This window comes from Dendrosporobacter sp. 1207_IL3150 (assembly GCF_036763085.1).
Classification (GTDB): Bacteria; Bacillota; Negativicutes; order DSM-1736; family Dendrosporobacteraceae; genus JBAIYU01.
Genome location: NZ_JBAIYU010000030.1, coordinates 85,277 through 108,537 on the forward strand (window position 1 = coordinate 85,277; position 23,261 = coordinate 108,537).

The 23,261-nt window shown below is 38.4% G+C and carries 19 protein-coding genes, 1 riboswitch and 1 other annotated feature (1 of these 21 cut by a window edge); of the genes, 18 read left to right on the forward strand and 1 reads right to left on the reverse strand.

Going from position 1 to position 23,261, the window contains the following annotated elements:
- Positions 1 to 43: a binding site (T-box leader), on the forward strand (it extends 227 nt beyond the left edge of the window).
- 60 nt (positions 44 to 103) lie between these two features.
- Genes V6C17_RS13630 through V6C17_RS13645 form a run of 4 tightly spaced genes read left to right on the forward strand, consistent with a single transcriptional unit; the run spans position 104 to position 2,995 of the window.
- Positions 104 to 679, forward strand: a complete 576-nt coding sequence (locus V6C17_RS13630; protein ID WP_333523116.1) for a tryptophan transporter — start codon at positions 104 to 106, stop codon at positions 677 to 679.
- Positions 660 to 1,526 (forward strand): energy-coupling factor ABC transporter ATP-binding protein, encoded by an 867-nt coding sequence (locus tag V6C17_RS13635; protein WP_333523117.1) that lies wholly within the window; start codon positions 660 to 662, stop codon positions 1,524 to 1,526. The genes V6C17_RS13630 and V6C17_RS13635 overlap by 20 nt, the downstream gene beginning before the upstream one ends.
- Positions 1,519 to 2,340 carry an energy-coupling factor ABC transporter ATP-binding protein gene (locus tag V6C17_RS13640; RefSeq protein WP_333523118.1) on the forward strand — a complete coding sequence of 274 codons (822 nt, stop codon included), beginning with the start codon at positions 1,519 to 1,521 and terminating at the stop codon, positions 2,338 to 2,340. Before V6C17_RS13635 ends, V6C17_RS13640 begins: the two co-directional genes overlap by 8 nt.
- Positions 2,333 to 2,995, forward strand: a complete 663-nt coding sequence (locus V6C17_RS13645; RefSeq protein WP_333523119.1) for an energy-coupling factor transporter transmembrane component T family protein — start codon at positions 2,333 to 2,335, stop codon at positions 2,993 to 2,995. Before V6C17_RS13640 ends, V6C17_RS13645 begins: the two co-directional genes overlap by 8 nt.
- A gap of 242 nt (positions 2,996 to 3,237) precedes the next feature.
- Here V6C17_RS13645 and V6C17_RS13650 read toward each other — a convergent pair whose 3' ends face one another.
- The gene (locus tag V6C17_RS13650) at positions 3,238 to 3,753 is read right to left on the reverse strand and encodes a hypothetical protein (RefSeq protein ID WP_333523120.1); all 516 of its coding nucleotides are present in this window, start codon (positions 3,751 to 3,753) and stop codon (positions 3,238 to 3,240) included.
- 322 nt (positions 3,754 to 4,075) lie between these two features.
- On the opposite strand from V6C17_RS13650, the gene V6C17_RS13655 reads away from it, so the two are divergent.
- The 14 genes from V6C17_RS13655 (at position 4,076) to V6C17_RS13720 (ending at position 23,241) form a co-directional block, all read left to right on the forward strand.
- Positions 4,076 to 4,417 (forward strand): zinc ribbon domain-containing protein YjdM, encoded by a 342-nt coding sequence (locus V6C17_RS13655; protein WP_333523121.1) that lies wholly within the window; start codon positions 4,076 to 4,078, stop codon positions 4,415 to 4,417.
- A gap of 373 nt (positions 4,418 to 4,790) precedes the next feature.
- On the forward strand, positions 4,791 to 6,272 hold the full coding sequence (locus V6C17_RS13660) for an S-layer protein (RefSeq protein WP_333523122.1): 1,482 nt from the start codon (positions 4,791 to 4,793) through the stop codon (positions 6,270 to 6,272).
- 20 nt (positions 6,273 to 6,292) lie between these two features.
- Positions 6,293 to 7,615 carry a nucleotide sugar dehydrogenase gene (locus V6C17_RS13665; protein ID WP_333523208.1) on the forward strand — a complete coding sequence of 441 codons (1,323 nt, stop codon included), beginning with the start codon at positions 6,293 to 6,295 and terminating at the stop codon, positions 7,613 to 7,615.
- 19 nt (positions 7,616 to 7,634) lie between these two features.
- Positions 7,635 to 10,271 carry a polysaccharide deacetylase family protein gene (locus V6C17_RS13670; protein WP_333523123.1) on the forward strand — a complete coding sequence of 879 codons (2,637 nt, stop codon included), beginning with the start codon at positions 7,635 to 7,637 and terminating at the stop codon, positions 10,269 to 10,271.
- A 95-nt stretch (positions 10,272 to 10,366) separates the two neighbouring features.
- Positions 10,367 to 12,205 carry a glycosyltransferase family 2 protein gene (locus tag V6C17_RS13675; RefSeq protein WP_442891505.1) on the forward strand — a complete coding sequence of 613 codons (1,839 nt, stop codon included), beginning with the start codon at positions 10,367 to 10,369 and terminating at the stop codon, positions 12,203 to 12,205.
- A 3-nt stretch (positions 12,206 to 12,208) separates the two neighbouring features.
- A complete protein-coding gene (locus V6C17_RS13680) occupies positions 12,209 to 14,077 on the forward strand; it encodes a glycoside hydrolase (protein ID WP_333523124.1) in 1,869 nt (622 codons plus the stop codon).
- A 15-nt stretch (positions 14,078 to 14,092) separates the two neighbouring features.
- Positions 14,093 to 15,130 carry a hypothetical protein gene (locus V6C17_RS13685; RefSeq protein ID WP_333523125.1) on the forward strand — a complete coding sequence of 346 codons (1,038 nt, stop codon included), beginning with the start codon at positions 14,093 to 14,095 and terminating at the stop codon, positions 15,128 to 15,130.
- A gap of 166 nt (positions 15,131 to 15,296) precedes the next feature.
- A complete protein-coding gene (locus V6C17_RS13690) occupies positions 15,297 to 15,875 on the forward strand; it encodes a hypothetical protein (RefSeq protein WP_333523126.1) in 579 nt (192 codons plus the stop codon).
- Between the two features lie 235 nt (positions 15,876 to 16,110).
- Positions 16,111 to 16,671 carry a hypothetical protein gene (locus tag V6C17_RS13695; RefSeq protein WP_333523127.1) on the forward strand — a complete coding sequence of 187 codons (561 nt, stop codon included), beginning with the start codon at positions 16,111 to 16,113 and terminating at the stop codon, positions 16,669 to 16,671.
- 202 nt (positions 16,672 to 16,873) lie between these two features.
- Positions 16,874 to 17,953 carry an FUSC family protein gene (locus V6C17_RS13700; RefSeq protein WP_333523128.1) on the forward strand — a complete coding sequence of 360 codons (1,080 nt, stop codon included), beginning with the start codon at positions 16,874 to 16,876 and terminating at the stop codon, positions 17,951 to 17,953.
- 214 nt (positions 17,954 to 18,167) lie between these two features.
- Positions 18,168 to 18,269: riboswitch (purine riboswitch) on the forward strand.
- A 202-nt stretch (positions 18,270 to 18,471) separates the two neighbouring features.
- Positions 18,472 to 19,587 carry a BMP family ABC transporter substrate-binding protein gene (locus V6C17_RS13705; protein WP_333523129.1) on the forward strand — a complete coding sequence of 372 codons (1,116 nt, stop codon included), beginning with the start codon at positions 18,472 to 18,474 and terminating at the stop codon, positions 19,585 to 19,587.
- A gap of 132 nt (positions 19,588 to 19,719) precedes the next feature.
- On the forward strand, positions 19,720 to 21,237 hold the full coding sequence (locus V6C17_RS13710) for an ABC transporter ATP-binding protein (protein WP_333523130.1): 1,518 nt from the start codon (positions 19,720 to 19,722) through the stop codon (positions 21,235 to 21,237).
- Positions 21,227 to 22,309, forward strand: a complete 1,083-nt coding sequence (locus tag V6C17_RS13715; protein ID WP_333523131.1) for an ABC transporter permease — start codon at positions 21,227 to 21,229, stop codon at positions 22,307 to 22,309. Before V6C17_RS13710 ends, V6C17_RS13715 begins: the two co-directional genes overlap by 11 nt.
- Positions 22,309 to 23,241 (forward strand): ABC transporter permease, encoded by a 933-nt coding sequence (locus tag V6C17_RS13720; protein WP_333523132.1) that lies wholly within the window; start codon positions 22,309 to 22,311, stop codon positions 23,239 to 23,241. Before V6C17_RS13715 ends, V6C17_RS13720 begins: the two co-directional genes overlap by 1 nt.
- Positions 23,242 to 23,261 lie beyond the last annotated feature (20 nt).

A 23,261-nucleotide genomic window follows, 5' to 3' on the forward strand; every position in this document is an offset into this window, starting at 1 on the left:
CAGGGTGGTATCGCGTGAGTCGTTTTGACCTCTCGTCCCTACATTAGTAGTGGCGAGGGGTTTTTTGCATTTTCAAACATAATAATTTTAAGGAGGAAATGGTATGGAACAGAAACAAGAAGTGGTCTACTATCAAGCTAAGGGAGGAAAATACCGCTGGGTAGCAGTGACTGCTTTATTGCTGGCAATTGGTGCTATCTTAAAAATGGTAACACCTGGTGTAGCGGGGATAACACCCAACTGGACCATTGCCATGTACTGCATTGCTATAAATCTTATTCGTCCAAGTTTGGGGCAGTCAGCGGGAATTGGTCTGGTTGCTGGAGCTGTTAATATTCCTTTTTCAAAATCGGCATTTCCTTATGGTAATTTAGCGAGTGAACTTGTTGGAGCAGTAGTTTGCGCTGTCATTGTCAACGCTGCATTCGAAATTAAACTGGGTCAGATGAACATACGTCCTGCGGTAACTGGTTTTTTAAGTACTATTTGCAGCGGTCTAGTTTTTACGGGAATTCTTAAAATAGTACTTTCCCTGCCATTAGAAGCCTACTTGTATGGTATGCTTCCCGTAGTCTTTATTACTGGTGCGATTAACACCGTGATTACACAACTGCTTTATCTTCCAGCACAAAGATTATTTGAGGCTAATGGAGGCCAGCATGTCAGAAATAGTAATTGATGATTTAAGTTACACCTACCCTAAGTCAGTCGAACAGGCATTAGAGGGTATATCCTTGACAATTGAGAGCGGATCATTTGCTGTATTAACTGGCTTTAACGGAAGCGGAAAAACTACGTTATGTATGGCAATTGCTGGAGCAGTTCCTCACTATTTTGGTGGTGCTATGGCAGGAAATGTAACTGTTGGCTCTCTAAAAACTACCGAATCTGGAATTTGTGATATTGCAAATACTGTAGGACTTGTCATGCAGGACTATGAAAGCCAGCTAGTAACCCTTACCGTTGAGGAAGAAGTCTCCTTTGGCCTTGAAAATAGAGGGGTTGAGTGCTCAGAAATCGCCAGACTAGTTAAGGAAGCTCTGCAAATGGTGGGGTTGTCCGGAAAAGAAAGACAGCATACAGCAGCATTATCAGGCGGACAAAAACAACGATTGGCGATTGCATCGGTTCTTGCTACTAAGCCTAGTATTCTTGTTCTTGATGATCCCACCTCCGCCCTTGATCCAGAAGGTGCTTGCGAACTATACGAACTTCTTTATCAACTTAATCAAGATCACGGGCTGACTATTGTGGTAGTAGAGCACGATCTATCGCTTGCCTTGCCATATGCTTCAAACTTTATACTTCTCGAAAATGGCAGGATAGAAAAAAAGGGAACTCCGGCCGAAGTCCTACAATATATGGGGATAAAACAGCAGTATGCTTGCGTTTTACCGGAACTGTGGAAGCTTAAATTGGGACTAGAAACTGATTCACTATGCTTTAGCGACTGGAGTACGAGTGAAGAAGCAGCTAATGAGTTGCTTCATTGCGTTCGTAGCAAGGAGGCTGAGAAAAGTGCTTGAGTTCAATGATGTGAGCTTTGCCTATCATAAAGGCTGTCCGGTGTTAACTAATCTTTCTTTGATAGTGCAGCCGGGAGAATATATAGCAGTGGCTGGCCGCAATGGCAGCGGCAAAACAACCTTGACACGTCTGATTATGTCATTATTAAAACCAGTAAAAGGGAAAATTACTTTTGAGAGTGTGGATACAAGGAATTACTCGCCTGCTGATATGGCCAGTTTCGTTGGGTATGTATTTCAAAATCCTTCTCGGCAAATGTTTCACGATACTGTTATCGAAGAAGCTGCTTTTGGACCTTTGCAAATTGGAATCCCGAAGGTCGATGCGATAAAGTATGCTAAAGAAGCGTTGGTTAAGGTAGGTCTTGATGGATTTGAGACGGCATATCCGGCTTCACTATCGAAAGGCCAAAAGAAACGGCTGGCTCTGGCTTCGGTTCTTTCAATGAAGCCACGCCTGCTAATCCTTGATGAGCCGACAAGCGGTCAGGATCAGCAAGATAAGAACGCATTTCTAGCGTTGCTTGATCAGCTGCATTCAGAAGGGCTGGCGATTATGATTATTACCCACGATATGAGTATTTTGGCAGAAAGGGCAGAGAGAACAATAGTTATGTGTGAGGGTGTTAAGGTATATGACGGCTTAGCACTTGAGCTATTCAGGACTTATCCAATTGAAAAATGGGGATTGAGAAAGCCTGTAGCTGTTGCAGTTTCTCATAGGTTGTCTAACTACGGGGTCCCTTTTGCCGCGACAATAGATAAATTAGTTTTAGAGTTGAAAGAAGTGGGAAGGAGCGGAATAAATGGGTAAGATAGCGCCGTTGACTAAGATAATATTTACAATGATGGTTTCGATATGGGCAGTTGCGCTTTCTTCACCGTTGTCATTGTCGCTAGTTGTAGCTGCCCAGCTCATCCTGATGGTAATAGGGCGGGTTGAAATCAAAACGTATAAGGCTACTGCCTTTTTAGCGTTATTCGCAGTTATCTTATTTGTTATTCAATATGTTTTTGTGCATGATATCGTACTCGCATTGATAACAGGCTTAAAAATGATGGCAATGGCTATGGTGTTTATTTTGGTCCTAGCAACAACTCGGGTTCAGGAGTTAACAGCCGCATTGGTTAGTCAATGCCGCATCCCTTATGAATATGCCTTTATGTTCACTAGCGCTTTAAGGTTTGTGCCTGATTTTCTAAACGAAAGTCAGACAATTCAAGAAGCCCAGGCTTGTAGGGGCTATAGTACAAAAGGTAATATTTTTAAACGGATAATAAATTATCTGTCCATTGTTAAGCCGCTAGTATTAAGGGCTATCAGTCGATCAGAAACAATGGCCCTTAGTATGGAGCTACGTGGATTTGGTGGGGAAAGATGCAGTTTCAGCTCTCAGGTAGCACTAGGCATAACTGACTATGCCGCTTTAACAGGCATGGCTGCAGTTACTGTCGGAGTATTGTTTTAGTAGAATACGATTTGAAAATATGTCCGGCACGATCTGAAGTTTGCTGGAGCCATAGACAGTATGGTATATAGCCAATCGGATACTATTAAGTTCAAATAATGAAGCTAGGCATGAACTCTTGTGAAAAGGAGTTCATGCCTAGCTTATATTCCGAAGAAGCCAACCTATATTTCCACAGGCATATATTTAGCAATATTAAAAAGCGTACATTAATAGCTAGTAAGGTACGCAACATCTACCTATTAAGGTTTAACTGGGGAATTTTCAACCGGATCGTACCGGATTTCCCACGTTAGAGTACCTTTTCTATTTGAATCTTTAAATAAACGTCTTTCATGAATACTATAGCCTACTACTGTAATCTCGACTGCTCTTCTGGATGGTGAAAATATCTTATTAGTAGTTCCGGGATATAGCTTTTCGACTTCGCCATTCTCCCAAACGATTTTTATAAAAGATTTTTCAGAGTTTTCTCCTGTCACCTGAAAATTAACAACAACTAAGTCCTGCGCAAAAAGACCTGCTATTGCCTGTTTAAGTTCAACTTTTCCTTCAAAAGGAACTCTTTCACCACGGATAATTCTTAAAGTTGGTAAGGGTGTGATAGTAACGGAATCAGAAGGAATATTTGCTTGAATGGATTTAGGCGAAGAATGCATCGTAGATTCTTTTGGGTCGACAAAGAAAACATAAAAACCTATTAACACTATAAACATAGTGAATGCACCAACAATATACGGCTTCCAATGTTTTAACATATCTTCACCAGCCTTAAAAAATTCCTGAGATCGCTACAAATGTAACGATCTTTATTATGTAGTTCCGAATTAGTTTGATTTAGGGCTATTCTACTAGAGTAATTATAATACGTCAAGCATAGCATCATACCACTAAACTCACTCAATAATTACTTGGAAAACTGTAGAAGAGTATCAAAAGGGATGGCTGTTTAGAGCTATCTTTTGGCAAATTTGAAGTGTTAGTACTTACAAAATGCTGCTTGACTTGGTGTTTTGTAAAACTGAGGGAACTGTGTTAGTATATTAGGGTTAAAAAAACCAATAGAATGGAGAATGAAACGTGTCTGATTTACCAAATTGCCCCAAATGTAATTCGGAATATACTTATGAAGATGGTAGTCTGCTGGTTTGTCCAGAATGTGCGCACGAATGGACGGCAGGTTCTGAAAGCGAAACAAATGAAGATAAAAAAGTTATAAGAGACGCAAATGGAAATGTATTAAATGATGGTGATTCCGTAACGGTAATTAAAGATCTTAAAGTTAAAGGAAGTTCATCAGTTGTAAAGATGGGAACAAAGGTTAAGAACATCCGGCTAATTGAGGGAGATCATGATATTGACTGTCAAATTGACGGTTTTGGAGCTATGAAGTTGAAATCTGAGTTCGTAAAAAAGATATAACTCAGGGTTCGGGAATTATTAAGCTAGCTATTAATTAAGTAAGCTAATGACAGTGATAGTTATAAGGATTTTGTATATATTTGAAAGTATAAATTTAACCATAACAAAACGGTCGTAATCCTATGATTTTTGGGATTATTGCCGGTTTTTTTTGTTTAATTAGCAAATAACCTATTTTTTTGTTGAATTTCCCAAAAAAATATAGGTTATTTGTCCTGGGACAGAAGGACTATGCCCCTTAAATATAGTAAATAAAGGATAAATTGTTTGTATTAATTTTCTAAAGATAATTTTTAATAGATAATTTTTAATTCCTTAGAACTCTAGGATAGTAAAGTCTGCCAGAAGATATCTGCATAGGCGGTGAGGTTAATTGAAAAAGCTTTCGATATTATCGTGCGCAATGGCAACGATTATTGGTATTACTGCAGGAAATCTCTTTATCGGGGAATTTAAGGGAACCATAGCTTATGCATCGGGCAAACCTACTAATCTTTCTGTTGTGTCAAACGAAGAAGCAGAAAAAGCAAAAGCTGAATTTGCATATGAGATGGCCCAAATTACTGCAAAAATTGTATCATCCTCTGAATTAGACATAGAAAAGTTTAAAGCAGAGTATGCATATGCAACCGCGAAGGTTACAGCCAAGGTTATGCCAATGATACCTATTGGCCAACAGGATAAATTTGCATATCAAATGTCAAAGATAACGACCAAAGTTGTCAGTGATCCCAATTTAAGTATTGAGAAAGCTAAAGCTAATTTTGCTTATGAAGTTGCTCAACTTACAACCAAAATTATATTTGATGCAGATGTAAATTCAGGCGATAGGGCTGTTCTTAATCCTGGGCGAATTGATCCAAATTCAGCAAATACTCAATCAGCAACTAAACCTCACGCTAGCTCAGTTGGAGCTAAAGTTCCAAAATCGGACAAACAAGGTTTAACACCAGATATATATGAAGAGATCATTGATGATTTGATGAATGTAGGTAACGGCCAAAACCAGCCTAAGAATAAGGTCAATCTTAATGGTAATATTCGCATTCATCACGCAGCGAACAATGGTGATGGCCGCTTAGGACAAGATTCATCGGGAATTCGTGTCTATCTTGGGGCGAATAGTGAAATAAACAAAGACTGGCAAGCCTATGCTCTCTTAGAAGGGCAAAAGCGCATATCGAATTATAATAATTTCTTTAAACTCTCACGTCTTTATGCAGCGGGGAAGGTAGGAAAATCAAGTGCAACTATAGGGTCGTTCGGATATCTGATGGCAGATGGTAATATTTACGACAGTGGTTATAAGGGCGCCCGATTTGACTTTACAGGCCCTCTTAAATATACGTTTAGCCATGGGCAAACCGATTATACCAAAGAGACATACGTAGCTACAGCGAAATATAGTGATTATGATTACGATTTAGAAGCAGGCGTCTATCATTATAAAAAAGACTCTGGTGCGAGTGAACAAAATACAATTTTGACTATAGGCGGTAATTATAATTTTAGTAATTTTGGTGTAGGTGCTATGTACTTGGATGCTAGCTTGAAAGACAGCAGGGGAGATAGTGATGGCTATGTCTTTAGTTTTAAGTATGGTGACCTAAAAACATATCGTCCTGGAACTTACGATATTTTTGCTAAATATTATAATCAGTCTAGTGAAACTTATATTGCACATGGAATGAATGGCCTAGGGGGACGTATGCAAGGATTTAAAGGCTATGGTTTAGGGATGAACTACACGTTAGCCCAAAACTTTACAGCTGGTATAGAGTACTATAATTTGTCAGACAAAATATCAAGGGAAAAAAGCCAATCCTGGTGGAGTCAACTGACTCATTACTTCTGAAAGTAGGTGATAAAATGAATCTGGAAGTATTTGAGGGGATAAAGACAAAAAGAAATTTTTTAGCAGTCATTGGCCTTGGCTATGTGGGTTTGCCACTAGCTGCTGCATTTTCAGATAAAGTCAAAACAATAGGATTTGATATTAACAAGGAAAAGATTAACGTTTACAAACAAGGCATCGATCCAACTAATGAAATTGGTAATGAAAAACTTAAAAATACAAAAATAGAGTTTACTGCGGATGCTGAAAGGTTAAAAGAGGCCAGAGTTCTTATTGTCACTGTGCCCACACCCATTAATGGCGATAAGACACCAGATTTGGCTCCTGTTGTAAATGCTAGTACGATTATCGGTCAAAATTTATCTATGGGCAGTATTGTCATTTTTGAGTCCACTGTTTACCCAGGGGTTACAGAAGAAATATGTGTACCTATTTTAGAAAAAGAGTCGACTTTAAAATGCGGCAAAGATTTCAAGATAGGATATTCTCCCGAAAGGATTAACCCAGGAGATAAAGTTCATAGGCTTGAGAACATTAAAAAGATTGTTTCTGGTATGGATGAGGAAACAGTTGAAAATATTGCCGCGATCTATCAACTAATTATTCATGCGGGTGTTTATAAAGCACCAAGCATTAAAGTGGCAGAGGCAGCAAAATTGGCTGAAAATGCCCAAAGGGACATCAACATTGCCTTTATGAATGAATTGTCAATGGTATTTGATCGCATAGGAATACGAACAAAAGATGTAATTGACGCCATGAATACAAAATGGAATGCATTGGGTTTTTATCCGGGGTTGGTCGGCGGTCATTGTATAGGGGTTGATCCATATTACTTTATTTATCAAGCTGAGATGCTTGGTTATCATTCACAGATTATCTCGGCAGGTAGAAAAATTAACGATAATATGGGGACTTATGTAACTGATAATTTTATAAAAAAAATGATCCAAAATGACAAGGATATAAAGCAGTCTAATATTTATATCATGGGAATTACCTTTAAAGAAGATTGCCCGGATATGCGTAATTCAAAAGCCGTAGATATTTGCAAAAGCCTTGCGTCGTATGGGATACAATTCAAAGTAGTAGATCCTGTGGTCGATAAACTTGATTTTAAAACAGAACTAGGTATGGAACTTGTAGAAATAAAAGATATTCGAGATGCTGACTGCCTTGTGTTTTTAGTAGCGCACAAGCAGTTCAAAGACTTGCAGCCAAAACAGTTAAAGAAGATGTTAAAACCGCAAATGCAGCACACAAAGCATATCATCATTGATATAAAGAATATATTTGACCAAGAAATCATAGAAGAAAGTGGATATATATATTGGAGCTTTTAATCATAAGGGGGTGAATGGCGTGAATCACAAGAGGATTATCTTATGTGTATTAGTGCTAAGTGTTATTATTAGTTCATTATACTTTAAAGATTTTTTTACTACGAAAACTGGCGGTGATTATCGTAATATTACTGATTTAGAAAGCGCTTATAATGCTGATACAGAAACTGCCCGATCTTTGGAGCAGTTAAAAAACAGTCAAGAAAAGGCATTAGTTATTTCTCGCAGTAATAGTGGTTTGCGTCATATTGCTATTACTTTTGACGGTTTAAGCGATCGTAATACTATTCAACAAATTTTAGATCTTTTACATAAGTATAATGCTAAAGCGACCTTTTTTGTGGATGGATTACAGTGTGCGGAAGATCCACAGACAGTTGTGAATATTAGAAATGCCGGTCACAAGATAGAAAACTATACACTTCTAGGCTTGAATAAAATGGAGAACCTGCCTGTAGAGCGATTAGTCAAAGATTTTTCCCGTGCGCAAAAAATCATTAAAGTGACTGCTGACAGGGATCCAAACCTTTTAAAATGTAATGATACAAAATATACCGATCAATTGCTGATTGCGGCTAGAGCTTGTGGATTTAATAGTGTGGTTAAAAACGATATTTTTCTAAATGTTGAAAAGATAAGTTCACTTATGTCGGCAGATGACTTTGTGAGAAGTATTAAACCAGGAACAATTGTTTCGATTAAACTAAAAACTGATGTCGAACCGATTGTAAAAGAAAAAGAGAAAACTGACTTAAGACCAGCAATAGACAAACAACCTGGGCTAAAAGAACTGCCAAAGTATACAGACTTACGAGAAAAGAAAACTGTCGATGCGGTAGAAAAATTTTTGAGTTCTCTAAAGAAAGCTAACTATACCACAACATATGTAGAAGAATTCGCAAAAACCAATCAGGAACAAAAGAAAACCACTATATTACAAAGCGTTTTAATCGATGGGGAATATCTGAAAAAAGCTGTAGCAACCATACACAATCAATTACGGAATATATTTACTATACCCACAGCTTACGCAGCAAATCTAGAAGATAACAAAGCGCAAGAAATTAAGACGGTTTTAACAACAGAGCCTGCACTTGCTTTTACATTTGGTGGCTTGTCTAACGAGATTGCTGTTGATGATGTACTCGGACGGTTAGATAAACTTGGCATTAAGTCGACTTTCTTTGTTGCCGAAATAGAAATGAAAAGATATCCTCAGACAATCAAAAGGATAATTGAAAAGGGACACGAAGTAGGCATTGCGATAAGGCCTAAAGATGGAGAAACATTTGAGGAAACTAGCAAAACTATAGTACGCTCCCAAAAAATACTTAACGAGCAGTTTGGGGTTAAGACGACATTAGTAAAACAATTGTCAGGGGTTGTTGCAGATACAACAAAAGAAGCAGTTGCGGCTTTAGGGTATAAGCTTATTGGTCAGTCAATTAATGTTGTTCAAAGTAAACATAAAGATTATGTATCTGCAGATCTAATTATGGAGGATATCTTTGGTAAACATGTCCTCTCTTTAGCTCGTGGGCAAATCGTATATTTTAGGATGGACTATTATACAAAGGATCTACTAGTTGGAGAATTAATGGAATCAATTAAATTAAGAAAAGTCGACAACATTGCCTATCGCACCTTTTATGATAATCCTGAAAACAATTCTAACAACGATTCACGCTACAGTATAAAGCCTGTAAGCAGCATTCTAAATAATAAAAAATTAGTTTATCAATATCCAATAGAGCCTCAAAATATTCCATTGAGCCTACGTAATGATCAGGGAGTGAATATTGATAAGAATAATTTTATGGCAGAAGCCTCTAAACGATATATTGGGAATAACGATGTTGACTATGAAGACCGGATGCTAGGCTTCTCTAAAATGGAAGCACGCCGCCTTGATAGAAAAGGATTTATTCACGCTCAAGAAAACGTTATTTTTCTTACTTTCGATGATTGGGGAACAGATGCAGCAATCAATAAGATACTATATGTTCTGCGTAAACATAATGTGCCAGGGGCATTCTTTATCATTACAAACAACGTATTAAATAATCCTAATTTACTTCGATCTATTGCTGTGCAAGGTCATGATATTGGTAGTCACTCAGATAAGCACAAGCCAATGGTTATTCGTGATCAAAAAAACGGGAAGCAAATTAGAACCCAAGATAGAGAGGAATATTTAAGTGATCTTCGCCTGTCATACCAGAAATTACGTGATGTAACAGGTGATGTCACGGTTTTAGGGAAACCATCTTTAACTCGATATTTTCGTCCACCAACACTAGCAATTAGCAAGATGGGCTTTGAAGCACTTTTCGAAACTGGATATGAATATATTATTTCAGGATCGTGCAGCACATACGATTATAAAGCCCAGAGTGTATCTGAGCTAGTGTACACCATGAAAGATGGCATTTATACAAGTGATGGAAAAATAAAACAGGGTGCCGTCTTGGTAATGCATATGGGAGATAGTTCAATATATACGGCAACAGCTTTGGATATGTTATTGACTGCGAATGCTGCTAGAAGTGACTCTGATCCCTCTAAATTCAAAGTAGGCAGGTTATCAGACTATCTAGTTGATGGTTATTCACAATCAGAGCGAAGAAAAACACTAAGGCTAAGTAGTCATGATTAAACTTGGTATTCTTAAGTTAATTAAAATAGCGAATTAATAAGACCAATTAAATACGCTGTAAAATCATTAGTATAAAAATGGCAGGTGAATGGAACGTGAATAAGTTATTTGATAATGAATTTAAAAGTGAAGAGGATGTTTTGCTTGTTCCTAAACCTGACCGACGGCTGCTTTCAAAAGTGCCAGATAAAGAAGGCGTACGTACAAATATAGACAGACGTCGTACAAAAGACACAAAAGATACTGATGATATTAGTCATTTAATCGAAATAGAGAATATGGGCAGGCGCTATCAGGTTGACTATGATGTCTCAATCCAATATCTATACAAAAACAAGAATGTAAAATGTCAGGGTAAAGGCGTTGATATATCGACTACCGGGTTGCTTCTTGAAGTTTCAGCGGAAGTTGGTGAAGAATTGGCACAAGCATCCAATATCATGCTGAAATTTGAAATAAAACCAGGGACTATGCCTGAAGGGTATGAGATGAAAGTCGATATTCCTGCCAAATTTATTCGTCACAATCAAAGCGCCAGTGGTCAAACTTTGTGTGGTCTAGAATTTAAAGAGACACTTGCACAATATGCAAATAAGAAGCAAGGCTGGTATATGCTTTCAGTAGCAGCTATTCTAATCTTCTTTATTGTTGCTTTTATTATGCTGCTGAGAGCGGAGAGTGTGCTGTATTTTAAATTTAACAAACTTTTATATGCATATAGTATTGTTGCTGCTACTTTTTTGCTGACAAGATATCTATTTGCGGCTTTTTATCGCCCTATTCCAATTGACAAAGATTTTACCCCAGGAGTTTCAATTATTATACCTTGTTTTAATGAGGAGCAATGGATACAAAGGACAATATCAGGATGTATTAACCAGGATTACCCGTTAGATAAATTAGAAGTTATTATTGTAGATGACTGTTCCAATGATAAATCGTATGAGAAAATAAAAGAGATTGTAGAAGAACTAAAGGTCAAAGAAAAGCGTTACGACGTCGAAACTAGACTTAAGTATTTTCGCCAAGATGTAAATTTAGGAAAGCGCGAGGCCATGGCAAAGGGGAGTTTAATGGCAAAGCATGAACTGGTGGTATTTGTTGACTCTGACAGCTTTTTAGATCCCTTTGCTATCCGCAATATTGTCCAGCCATTTAAAGATACAAAAATGGGCGGTGTTTCGGGCAGAACTGATGTCGCCAATACCTATACCAACGCCCTCACCAAACTTCAGGCCGTTCGATATTACATCGCTTTTCGGATTATGAAAGCTGCTGAAAGCTATTTTGATGCAGTAACCTGTCTGTCTGGTCCGCTATCGTGCTATAGAAAAGATTTAGTACTCAAATATATGGATGAATGGCTTAACCAAAGGTTTTGGGGACATAAGGCTACCTTTGGTGACGATCGAAGTATGACCAACTTTATATTAAGAGAGAACCGTACTGGATATCAGGATACTGCCATCTGTAATACAATTGTACCTAATACACATATGATTTTTTTGAAACAGCAAATGCGCTGGAAACGTTCCTGGCTAAGAGAATCGCTGATTGCGGCGCGGTTTATGTGGAAAAAAGAGCCATTTATGGCCTTATCATTCTATATGGGTGTACTCGTGCCGCTGTTAGCGCCAATAATAGTTCTTTATAACCTAATTTACATACCAATTGCGCATAGAGTTTTTCCACTTACATTTATCACGGGGATTTTCCTGATGGCATTGCTTATGAGTATGGCGCAGTTATTGCTTAGAAAGAGTTCCACCTGGATATACGGGTTATGGTTTTGCCTATATTATGAAGCTGTGCTATTATGGCAAATGCCAATAGCTTGGTTTACATTCTGGAAAACTACCTGGGGAACAAGGCTGACTCCAGCGGACTTACTCCAAATATTAAAAAAGAATCGTGAAAAGCAAATGAGGGCATAGACTATGAAGATATCAAATGAAGATTTCACTGCCCGAAAAGACAGAAAGAAATTCATACGAGTAGTTATTCAACTAGTAATAATCATTGCGGTTATGGCTATCGTTGTAAACGCGTTATTTACCCTGAAATCATATGAAGCTGCTACACAGCGGAACACAAAATACTCTGGGGACAAAGGGTTTATTGCCCTTTCATATTTCGGTGTTGAAAGAGAAGGCAATCAGCCTCTAATCGGGGTAGATCGGTTGCGTCAGCACCTGCAAGCACTTAAAGATTTAGGTTATGTAACAATTACTCAGCAAGATATTATAGACTACTATCAATCAGGGAAAGACCTGCCTGAAAAATCAGTGCTCCTGATGTTTGAAGACGGCAGGAGAGATACTGCTATATTTTCACAAAAAATATTAGAAGACTTAAACTTTAAAGCTACGATGTTGACTTACCCAGAGAAATTTGAAAAAAAAGATACTAAATTTCTAATGCCTAATGAATTGACAGCTTTAGAAAAAACTACTTTCTGGGAGCTGGGAACAAACGGCTACAGGCTTGCGTTTATTAATGTGTTTGATCGTTACGATAATTACCTAGGCGAATTGGAACCATTGGAACATGCTGAGGTTGCTCCTTATTTAAGTCGTAAGTATAATCATTATTTAATGGATTATATTCGTGATGAGTATGGTGTTCCAATAGAGAGCTACAATCGAATGAGAACGCGTATATCCTATGATTACGAAGCTGTTAGGGATATTTATACTAAGTCTATTGGGTATGTTCCTGGTATGTATATATTAATGCACTCCAATACGGGTAGTTTTGGGAATAATGATAAAGTAAGTGCTGTTAACGAATATTGGATAAACTCACTGTTTAAAATGAACTTCAATAGAGAAGGTTTTTGCCTTAATCAGCGCAACAGCAGTATTTATGATTTGACCAGGATGCAGCCACAGGCATATTGGTATACTAACCATTTGCTTATGAGGATTAAATATGACATAAATCAAGATCTGGAGTTTACAAAGGGCGACTTAGAAAAACAAAAATCATGGGAAATGCTTAAAGGGGCTTCTGAAATTCAAGAGGAAACAATCATTTTAACTTCACTGCCAAAAGAAAACGGTTTGATGAGATTAAAAAACAGTAATGACTTTGAAGATATAAAACTTTCAGTAAGGCTTAAAGGTAATAAACTCGGTTTGCAAAAGATATACCTACGAGCTGATGAAACCTTAAACAGATTTGTTTCAGTTTACATTTTTAATAATTTTCTATATGTAACTGAAAAAAATGGTGGAGCTGAAAGGGAGCTATTTAAGTTAAACCTGGATAAACATGATGGTAAAGAAAGTTTGTCGATCCCCGAAGATAAAAAAGCAGCTGAGATTCGCGAACTAGAGACATTCATAAAATATGCTGATTCTGTTGAGAAAGCAAAGATCTATACTGAACGATTAAAAAATAAGAATTTGGAAACTGTTCCAACGGTCACTCAAGGTGCAGAGGAATATGTGCCAGCACTCAGTGTACATGCAAAGGGTGATCGTAGGTTATCGATTTCTCTCAAAAATAATAAAGTAAGTGTTATGGTAGATGATAAGGAAGCCATAAGAGATGTACAAGTATTTGATGCCAAAAGGGGCTCTATTTATCTTGAGACTGCTTGGGGTGGCTACGGCTGGAGTCAGAGAAACTTAGCTGACGACGTATATGACGGTGTATTTGAAAAATTAATTATTACGGAAAACACTGGTTCTGATAAGGAAGAGATATTGTTTGACAGTAGAATGCAAGGTTTTGCGGCCGTCAAATTTAAAGCTAAGAAAATGTGGTATGCTCTAATAGACTTTTTTGTTGCCAACTTGTAATTTAAGGAGGATCAAATGCCGAACCTCATAGTGTATAAAATACTCAAAGCCGCCATAATTGCTGCAGTGTTTCTTATCTTGACAGGCTGCACCTATGATAGTCAATACCTTGTAAATGCAGTTGCGAAAGAGCCAATAAAAAAAACGGTATGGCTAGCCTATTGGGATCTTAACGCAGGTGAAAAAGATTTGCAGTTAACACCAAATAGTGTTGAGAAGCTTTCGTTTTTTGCAGCATATTTTGATAAAGATGACCGCGTTTTTGTTCCTATTGAACTTAGTAATAAAAAAAGTGAATTGAATAATAAAATAAATAAGTATGAAACCTATCTTACCTTTGTAAATGACAAGCAAAGTGCTAGCGGATCATGTGTAATGAAAGATATTGAAGTGCTCCGCAGAGTATTCGCTGATGATGTTACGATCGAAAAACATATCGACGATATAATAGCGCTTACTTTGCAGGGCGGGTATGATGGCATAGAAGTAGACTACGAGAGAATATGGAAAGATGAAAGTGTTGGGAAGTCTTTTATGAAATTTGCCGACAAGCTTTATAAAAGAGCAATAGATAACAATTTGAAGTTGAGAATTGTCTTAGAGCCGCGAGCACCATTCGCAAGCAATGACTTTCCCAAAGGGCCAGAATATGTAGTTATGCTTTATAATCTTAATGGATTACATAGCGATCCTGGCCCAAAAGCTAATAAGGAATTTATACAAAAGACGATAACAAAAATGAAAGCCTTGCCGGGCAGCAACTCAGTGGCATTTTCAACAGGCGGCTGCCTTTGGGGTAGTGATGGTAAAAAGCGATTTTTAACTGAGGCTGAGGCAAAACATTTGGCAGATAAAAAAGAGGCTGAAATAAAACGGGACGAGCAAAGCCAATGCATAGTTTTTGAATATGTAGAAGGTGGTATAACATACCAAGTGTGGTATGCAGATGTGAAAACTCTAAATTATTGGATATCAATTGCTAAAGTAGAAGGAGTAAATAATATCAGCCTTTGGCGCTTAGGTGGAAATATTGATATTAATAAAATAATCTAGCGCATTATTAGCTGATAATTGTGCCGAAGTTCTTAACCAAAGGCAGATGGTTAAGAACTTTTTGCTATATATTAATAACTATGGAAAAATAGGACTATTGGCCCTGGCTGACTGGTCAGTCCTAATGTTATTATAGTTGTAATAACACGTACAGGGGGTTTCAATTATGAAAATGCAGCGTCTTGCAGCAGCTATTCTTTTATCTTCGACTATTACGTTCATGGCTCCAGTTGTTAGTGCCGCGTCCGTAACAAATTCAACTGTTACTGCTTCGGTTGGTGATGTAACGATATCTTCTTCAGAGACTAAAATTTCTGGTGATAATATCAAATTTGCTCAGGTTTTATCAACCAACTATAATCGAAAAGTAACAGAACAGGAAGTAATACGATTAAAAGCTGACTTTGATTTTGGCTTTGGCGAAATCTCATTATTATATGCTACGGCTGTTTACTCTGGTCAGCCTGTTGACGAAATCGGTCGTCTTCGCTTGAAGAACATGGGCTGGGGAGAAATAGCAAAACTATATGGTGTAAAAGTTAAAGATTTAAAAAAGGGAAACTATGATGTTGTTCAAGCAGCTAGACACCAAGGTGTTGATATAACCTACATAGAAGTAGAGGATAATTCTACTGAGCACAATAAGCATGAGAAGCACGGCAATGCTGGAAATGATGACGGAAAAAAAGATAATAAGAAAAACGACAAGCATGAAAATAGTAAAGGTAATGGCCATCGAAAATAGTGTAAATCACAATAGTATTCTACTATAGTAAAGTAAATAGGATGTTTTAGCCCGTATAAGATATTTAATATTTTATACGGGCTTTTTTGCCGCTTCTTAGGAAGGTTTGATTCCTAATAGCTTGCTGTTTGAAATTTTAAAAATATTTAACAAATTAAGTAAACTTTATTTCCATTTAGTACCATACCATGTATAATAGTAAATGGATAAATTGGAAAATTAAGGAGATGAACATATGCGAAAAACCATGGCATTATTTATTTTCATATTTAGCTTGGTTATAATGAATGTAGCAGGAGCTTCGCCTAATGCAAAGCAAGTAGTTTTAGTTCCGTATATAAACTCGACGGAAGAAACAAAAGAATACATTGGAGAAGCTGTCAATGAAAAGCTTAAAGAACAGTTTTCAAACGAAAAATATCAGACAATCTCAGGGGAAAATATTCAAGCCTTATTAGTAAATAATGGTTTTGATGTATCTAACAATGTCTTACCGGAAAACGAATTAATGGCAGTTTTAGCCAAGGAAACGGGTGCGGATTATGTTATTGCAATGGAAATCGTTCACTTTATGAATTCAAGACATGTGAGTTATTTCTCGACGTCTGCAAAGAGTGAAGTAAAACTGAAATACAAAATTTATACAACAGCCACTAATAAAGTAACTACACTCCAAACAATGGGCAAAGGAAATAACAAAGTAACATCAATTGGTATACCAGGTATAGGTACGGCAATGAAACGTGGGATTGCGCAGGCAATGGATGAGGCTTTTGTTAAAATACAGCAGCTATAAAAAAACGCTTGGTACGAGTATGCGTTTTGAATGAAGAGAAGATAAAGCAGGAAACAACGATATTTTAAGAGAAGATACCCATAACCTTGTGGTAGGTTATGGGTATCTTCTTTTATGAATTGTGATAATCATAATTTTGCACTATTATTACAAATAATATGATGAGCGTTAGTCGCGTTTTATCGGCTGGGGAGATGAAAGTTTGAAAATTGGGGCACGAGTTATAAAAACCGGTATAGCAGTTGCAATTACAATGTTTCTTTGCGGGGTTCTTGGCCTAGAACCAGCTTTTTTTGGAGCTGTTTCTGCGGTAATTAATATGCAGCCGTCAATTTTTTTAACAATAAGGGCTGCGCGTGATCAAATTATGGTTCATATTTTAGGAATCGCAGCTGGGTTCTTTTTTGGCTACTTTATGGGAGTAAATCCTTTTTCAGCAGGTTTAATAGTAATTCTCCTTATACCTATATATAAGAAACTCAAATTACAGAGCGGTATAACAATGGGAATAGTTGCAGCATTGTTTGTACTAAGTTCAAGTACCGAAGAGTTTTTAGTGCATGCTCTTGCAAGATCAGGAGTAATCTTTATTGGACTTGGATCGGCTATGATCGTAAATGTATTACTCTGGCCGCCTAGGTATAACGAAAGGATTAAAGAAAAGCTAAGGCAAAGTAATGAGGCCTCTGTACTTTACTTCTGTAGAGCGGTACAAGAATATGTTGGGCAATCTGGAAGTGAGCTAAATATCGATCCAGAGCAAAGAACTAGGGTAAAGAAGCTTAATAAGGAAACTCGTCAGCTTTTAGAGTTACTAAGCAGAGAGCGGCGGGTAGTTGCAGAGAATTCAGAGCCAAGAGAATGGCTGTCTCTCGCGGAAAAATTAGCAGATTATAATGAGTCTATTGTGAAAAAAGGGGACCGTATTTTTGACCTTTTACCAGCTCGCGTGGAGCGTAGAGTTAAGGCCGGTCTTCCGCCGATTAGTGATGAGTTTAACGCTATATTAGAGATTTTAGAAAAAGGGTGTACAATAGTTATTCGGGTAAATGGAAAAATTAGATCAGTTATACTGGAGGGCGGCACCGCAATACCTGAAAAGATAAGTGAGGAATACTGGGAAAGCCTTACCAAAGCTATTGAGCAATGGCAGCCGAGACTTACGGGCAGTCATTATTTACATGGTTTACTTGAGGTAGCTGTAACTGCCAATGAAATCAAATGGGCAACACGACAAGCTAAGATACTCCTGTATGAAAGCGTAGAATCAGCTGAGGATTGAGTCAATCTTTCAAGGCATTTTAATTACTTCCGGCATTTTTCCATGAGCTTTGAATATATTGTACTAGCAATTATTTAGACGAGCATTTTTGCAAAAATCATTAGTGGGAAATCGTTATTATATAATTTAGCAAATATAACTAAACATCATAAATAAGGCGTGGACATTTTTCTTGTTGTACGATATACTCATTTTGAAAGGTAAATGAATAATTTACCAAATTACATAAATAGCTCGTATAATCCCAGTGATATGGTCTGGGAGTATCTACAAGGTTACCGTAAATTACCTTACTATGAGTGGAAGTGTACTTAGGTTAAATAGCTTTGTTTTCTCAACCTAGTGTACAGTCCCTGTTTTAGGGACCACCTATCGGAATAAACCCGGGCAGGTGAGCTTCGCTCTCAAAAGACTGAGTGTGAGCTTATCTTCGCTTGGGTCTTTTTATTTTTATTGGGGCTGCTCAGGACTTATCCTTCATATAGCGAGTGGCAAAATTAGATAGGAGGTAGGTAGAGTTGAGAATCAAAGGAAAACTAAAATCTGGAATGTTGCTGCTAGTAACCTTTTTGATTATGTCTGTACTTCTTACAGGCTGCGGCGGGCAAAAGGCAGACAATCAGGCGGCTAAAAATGACAAGGTAAAAGTAGCTTTTGTTTATGTAGGACCAGTTGGGGATGCAGGTTGGTCTTATGCGCATGACCAAGGACGCAAGTTCCTGGAAAAAGAAATGCCTAATATTGAAACGACATATGTAGAATCTGTTCCTGAAGGAGCAGACGCAGAGCGTGTACTCACTGAGCTTGCTATGAAAGGCAATAAAATAATCTTCGCGACAAGCTTTGGGTATATGGATTATGTACAAAAGGTAGCGCAAAAGTTCCCTGATGTAACCTTCTTACATTGTTCTGGTTTCAAGACAGCAAATAATGTTGGAACTTATTTCGGGCGAATTTATCAGGCTCGCTATCTATCTGGAATTGCAGCCGCTAAGCAGACTACTTCCAATACAATTGGCTATGTAGCGGCATTCCCAATTCCGGAAGTAGTAAGAGGTATTAATGCATTCACTCTGGGGGCTCAATCCGTTAATCCTAATGTAAAAGTAAAAGTAGTTTGGACTAACACTTGGTATAACCCAGCTACCGAAAAAGATGCAGCAAAGAGCCTCCTGGATGCAGGGGCTGATGTAATTGCGATGCATCAAGATACACCTGCTCCGATGCAAGCTGCTGAAGAGAAGGGTAAGTTTGCTGTTTCCTACAATACGGATATGCGTAATTTTGCTCCAAAAGCTGTATTAACAGGTCCAGTATGGAACTGGGGTCCTTATTATGTGAAAACTGTAAAATCTGTGTTGGATAAAACTTGGAAGTCTGAGCAATATTGGGGTCCAATGGGTGATAATATTGTTGACCTGAGTCCTTTTGGTCCAATGGTTGCCGAAGATACAAAGAGCCAAATTGCTAAGAAGAAAGATGATATAGTCAAAGGACAGTGGGACGTATTTACTGGTCCGATAAAAGACCAGCAAGGCAATGTAAAAGTACAGGCTGGGCAAAAGATGTCTGATAAAGATATGCTTGAATTTGCGTGGTTTGTCCAAGGTGTAGAAGGCACTATTTCTAAGTAAGGTTTAGGGGGTCGCGTAATGGCGGCCTCCCTATTATATTTCCTTGATAATTGTCAAAGTCTATTTTACGTAAATTAAAATAGACTTTGACAATTATCAAGTATTGAACTAGAGAAAGGCAGGAAGGTATAAATGAGCAGCATGCCTATGGTAGAAATGGTTAGCATTACAAAAAGGTTTCCGGGTGTTATTGCTAATGATTCCGTTAGTATTAAAGTAAATACAGGTGAAATTCATGCGCTGCTGGGTGAGAATGGCGCTGGCAAAAGTACGTTAATGAGTATTCTAACAGGACTGTATCGTCCAGATGAAGGCGAGATATATCTCAGGGGTTTAAAAACAGAGCTTAGTTCTCCAAAGGATGCTGCCAACAAAGGAATAGGTATGGTTCATCAGCACTTTAAGTTAGTTAAGTCCTTCACGGTTGCTGAGAATATAATGCTTGGATTAAAAGGTGAAGGGATGATAATCGACAGAACTTCCATCGAGAAGCGGATAAGGGAATTCTGCCAGCAATACGGAATGGCAGTCGACCCTGCCGCGAAGATTTGGCAGTTAACTGTTGGTGAACAGCAACGAGTCGAAATTATAAAGGCTTTGTTTAGGGGAGCAGAGATTTTAATATTAGACGAACCAACAGCAGTGCTGACTCCTCAGGAAGCGAAAGATTTATATAAGACACTAAGAATAATGACTAGACAAGGCAAGGCAGTTATTGTTATTTCCCATAAACTAAGTGAAGTATTAGAAGGAACAGATACTGTTACCGTTTTACGTGGAGGGAAATCTGTAGGAACAGTTAAGACAGAGCTAGCAGATGAACAGGAGCTAAGCCGTATGATGGTTGGACGGCATATAGCTGTTTCGCGCGATAAGTGCCTTATCGAAAAAGGCAAACAGATATTAAAGCTGCAAGGCATTTCATGCCTCAATAATCGTGGTCAGCTGGCAGTCCAAGGGATTAGCTTGGATATTCACGCTGGCGAAATCTTGGGGATTGCTGGTGTAGCGGGTAACGGACAAAGTGAGCTTGCTGAAGTAATTGCGGGGTTACGCAGTGTAGAAGAGGGAACGAAATATATCGATGGCGTTAATCATACTCAAAGTACAATTAGGGCATTGGTAGATGCAGGTGTTAGCTATATACCTGAAGATAGGATGGGTACAGGGCTAGTGCCAAGCTTAAATGCAGTAGACAATTATGTTTTAAAAAGCTATAAAAAGCATGGCTGGCTGATGGATTGGTCTAGAGTTAAGACACAAACCCAAGAAGTAGTAGAAAGATTTAGTATTAAATTAGCAAGCATTGCAAGTCCAGTCAAAATGATGTCAGGCGGGAATTTGCAGAAATTGTTATTGGCACGTGAAATTATGGCTGATCCTCGCTTAATTGTTGCAGTATATCCTATGCGTGGATTAGATGTGGGAGCAATGGAAGCGGTACGCAAGCTGCTATTAGCTCAGCGTGATGCTGGTAAAGCGGTGTTACTGATTTCGGAGGAATTAGAAGAGTTATTTGCATTATCTGATAGAATTGCAGTTTTGCATCGAGGAGAAATTATGGGCATCGTTGATTCCTGCACGGCAACAGCAGAAGAGGTAGGAATGATGATGGCTGGGAAAAGGATGTTAGAGAAAGATGCTATGTAATATTTCAAGTCTTCGTTTTGAAAAAAGAGAAGATGTGTCTACTACAATGATATTGCTTGTTCCGATACTTTCTGTTTTCTGTGGCTTATTATTTGCAGGTTTATTTATTGCCTTAACCGGCAAGAATCCTGTCGATGTATACATGCTCATGTTTGAGGGAGCTTTCGGTTCACAATATGGAATATCTGAAACGATCGTTAAAGCAATTCCACTTATATTATGCAGTCTTGCTGTAGCATTAGCTTTCCGTATGCAGCTTTGGAATATAGGGGCAGAGGGGCAGTTATATATGGGAGCCTTTGGTGCTACCTGGGCAGCACTATCATTTCCAGAATGGCCAGCATCACAGCTTCTGCCGTTCATGGTAATAATGGGTGCGCTTATGGGTGGTCTATGGGGTCTGCTGCCTGCTATACCAAGGGCGTATTTTAAAGTAAACGAGACAATTACTACCTTGCTAATGAATTACATAGCCATATTATGGGTAGATTATTTTGTTTATGGTCCTTGGAAGGACCCTAAAGGGTTGGGGTTCCCGATTACAGCACCATTTTCTTCGGGGGCTATTCTGCCCTCATTCGGGATAACGCGTATTCATTGGGGAATAATTTTTGCAATAGTGGCTGTGGTAATTCTTTATATAATCCAAAACTATACTAAGTGGGGTTTTGAGATTAGAGTAAGCGGTGAGAGTGCTGCTGCTGCAAAATATGCGGGCATGAATTATACTCGAAATATTTTGCTAGTTATGTTTATCAGTGGTAGTTTAGCTGGTATAGCGGGGATGACTGAGGTGTCTGGAATTACCCAGCGCCTGCAGCATGGAATCTCACCAGGCTACGGTTATTCAGCAATTATTATTGCTTGGCTTGCAAGACTGCATCCTGTAGTAATAGTATTTGTTTCCGTTATTTTTGGGGGTCTTTTGGTTGGTGGTTTCAGCATTCAAACAAGTGGTTTTCCTGCTGCAACTGTAGCTATGCTGCAGGGAGCAATTTTATTCTTTGTTGTAGGCGGCGAGATATTTACCCAGTATCGCATACGTCTGGATCGCAAGGGGAGGAGTTTATAATGGATCAATCAATATGGGTAGCTATTTTAGCTGCTGGAGTGATTGCGGGAACTCCAATTTTGCTGGCGGCGTTAGGCGAGATAATTACAGAACAATCTGGCGTACTAAATCTTGGTGTAGAAGGCATGATGCTGGTCGGGGCTGTAACAGGATTTATGGTTGCTATGAATACCAGCAGTCCTTGGATAGGGCTTTTAGCGGCGATTGTCGCCGGAGGGTTAATGGCCCTAATTCACGCATTTTTAACAATTACACTTCGAGCGAATCAAGTTGTAAGTGGACTTGCCTTGACCATTTTTGGTACAGGACTAAGCGGTTATATCGGAAAAGACTTAATAGGCCAGCCACTGGTCAGTACCTTCAAGCCAGCTGCTCTTCCATTTTTAAGTGAGGTCCCTATTATTGGGCCAATTCTTTTTAACCATGATCTGCTTGTATATATTAGTTACTTATTAGCGGCTGGTTTATGGTTTTTTCTATTCCATACGAAAAAGGGTTTAGAATTACGGGCAGTCGGAGAGAATCCAAGTGCTGCGGATGTAGCTGGTATTAACGTTTTTATGACTCGATATGTATTCGTTGTCTTGGGCGGCATGTTGGCGGGCATGGCTGGAGCTTATTTATCCTTGGCTTATGCGCCTTCATGGCTTGAAAATATGACAGCAGGACGCGGATGGATAGCAGTTGCTCTGGTTATATTCGCAACATGGCATCCTGTTAAGGCTTTTTTAGGAAGTTTTCTATTCGGCACAATTGATGTATTGGGTTTTCATATTCAAAATTTTGGTATTATGATTCCCTCATTTTTTCTTAAGATGCTACCATATATCATCACAATTATAGTCTTAATTGTTGTAACCAGAGAAACAAAAACACGGCGGGTTGCAACTCCTGAAGCGCTTGGTATACCGTACAATCGAGAAGAACGATAGACATTGCCGTCATAAAAAAA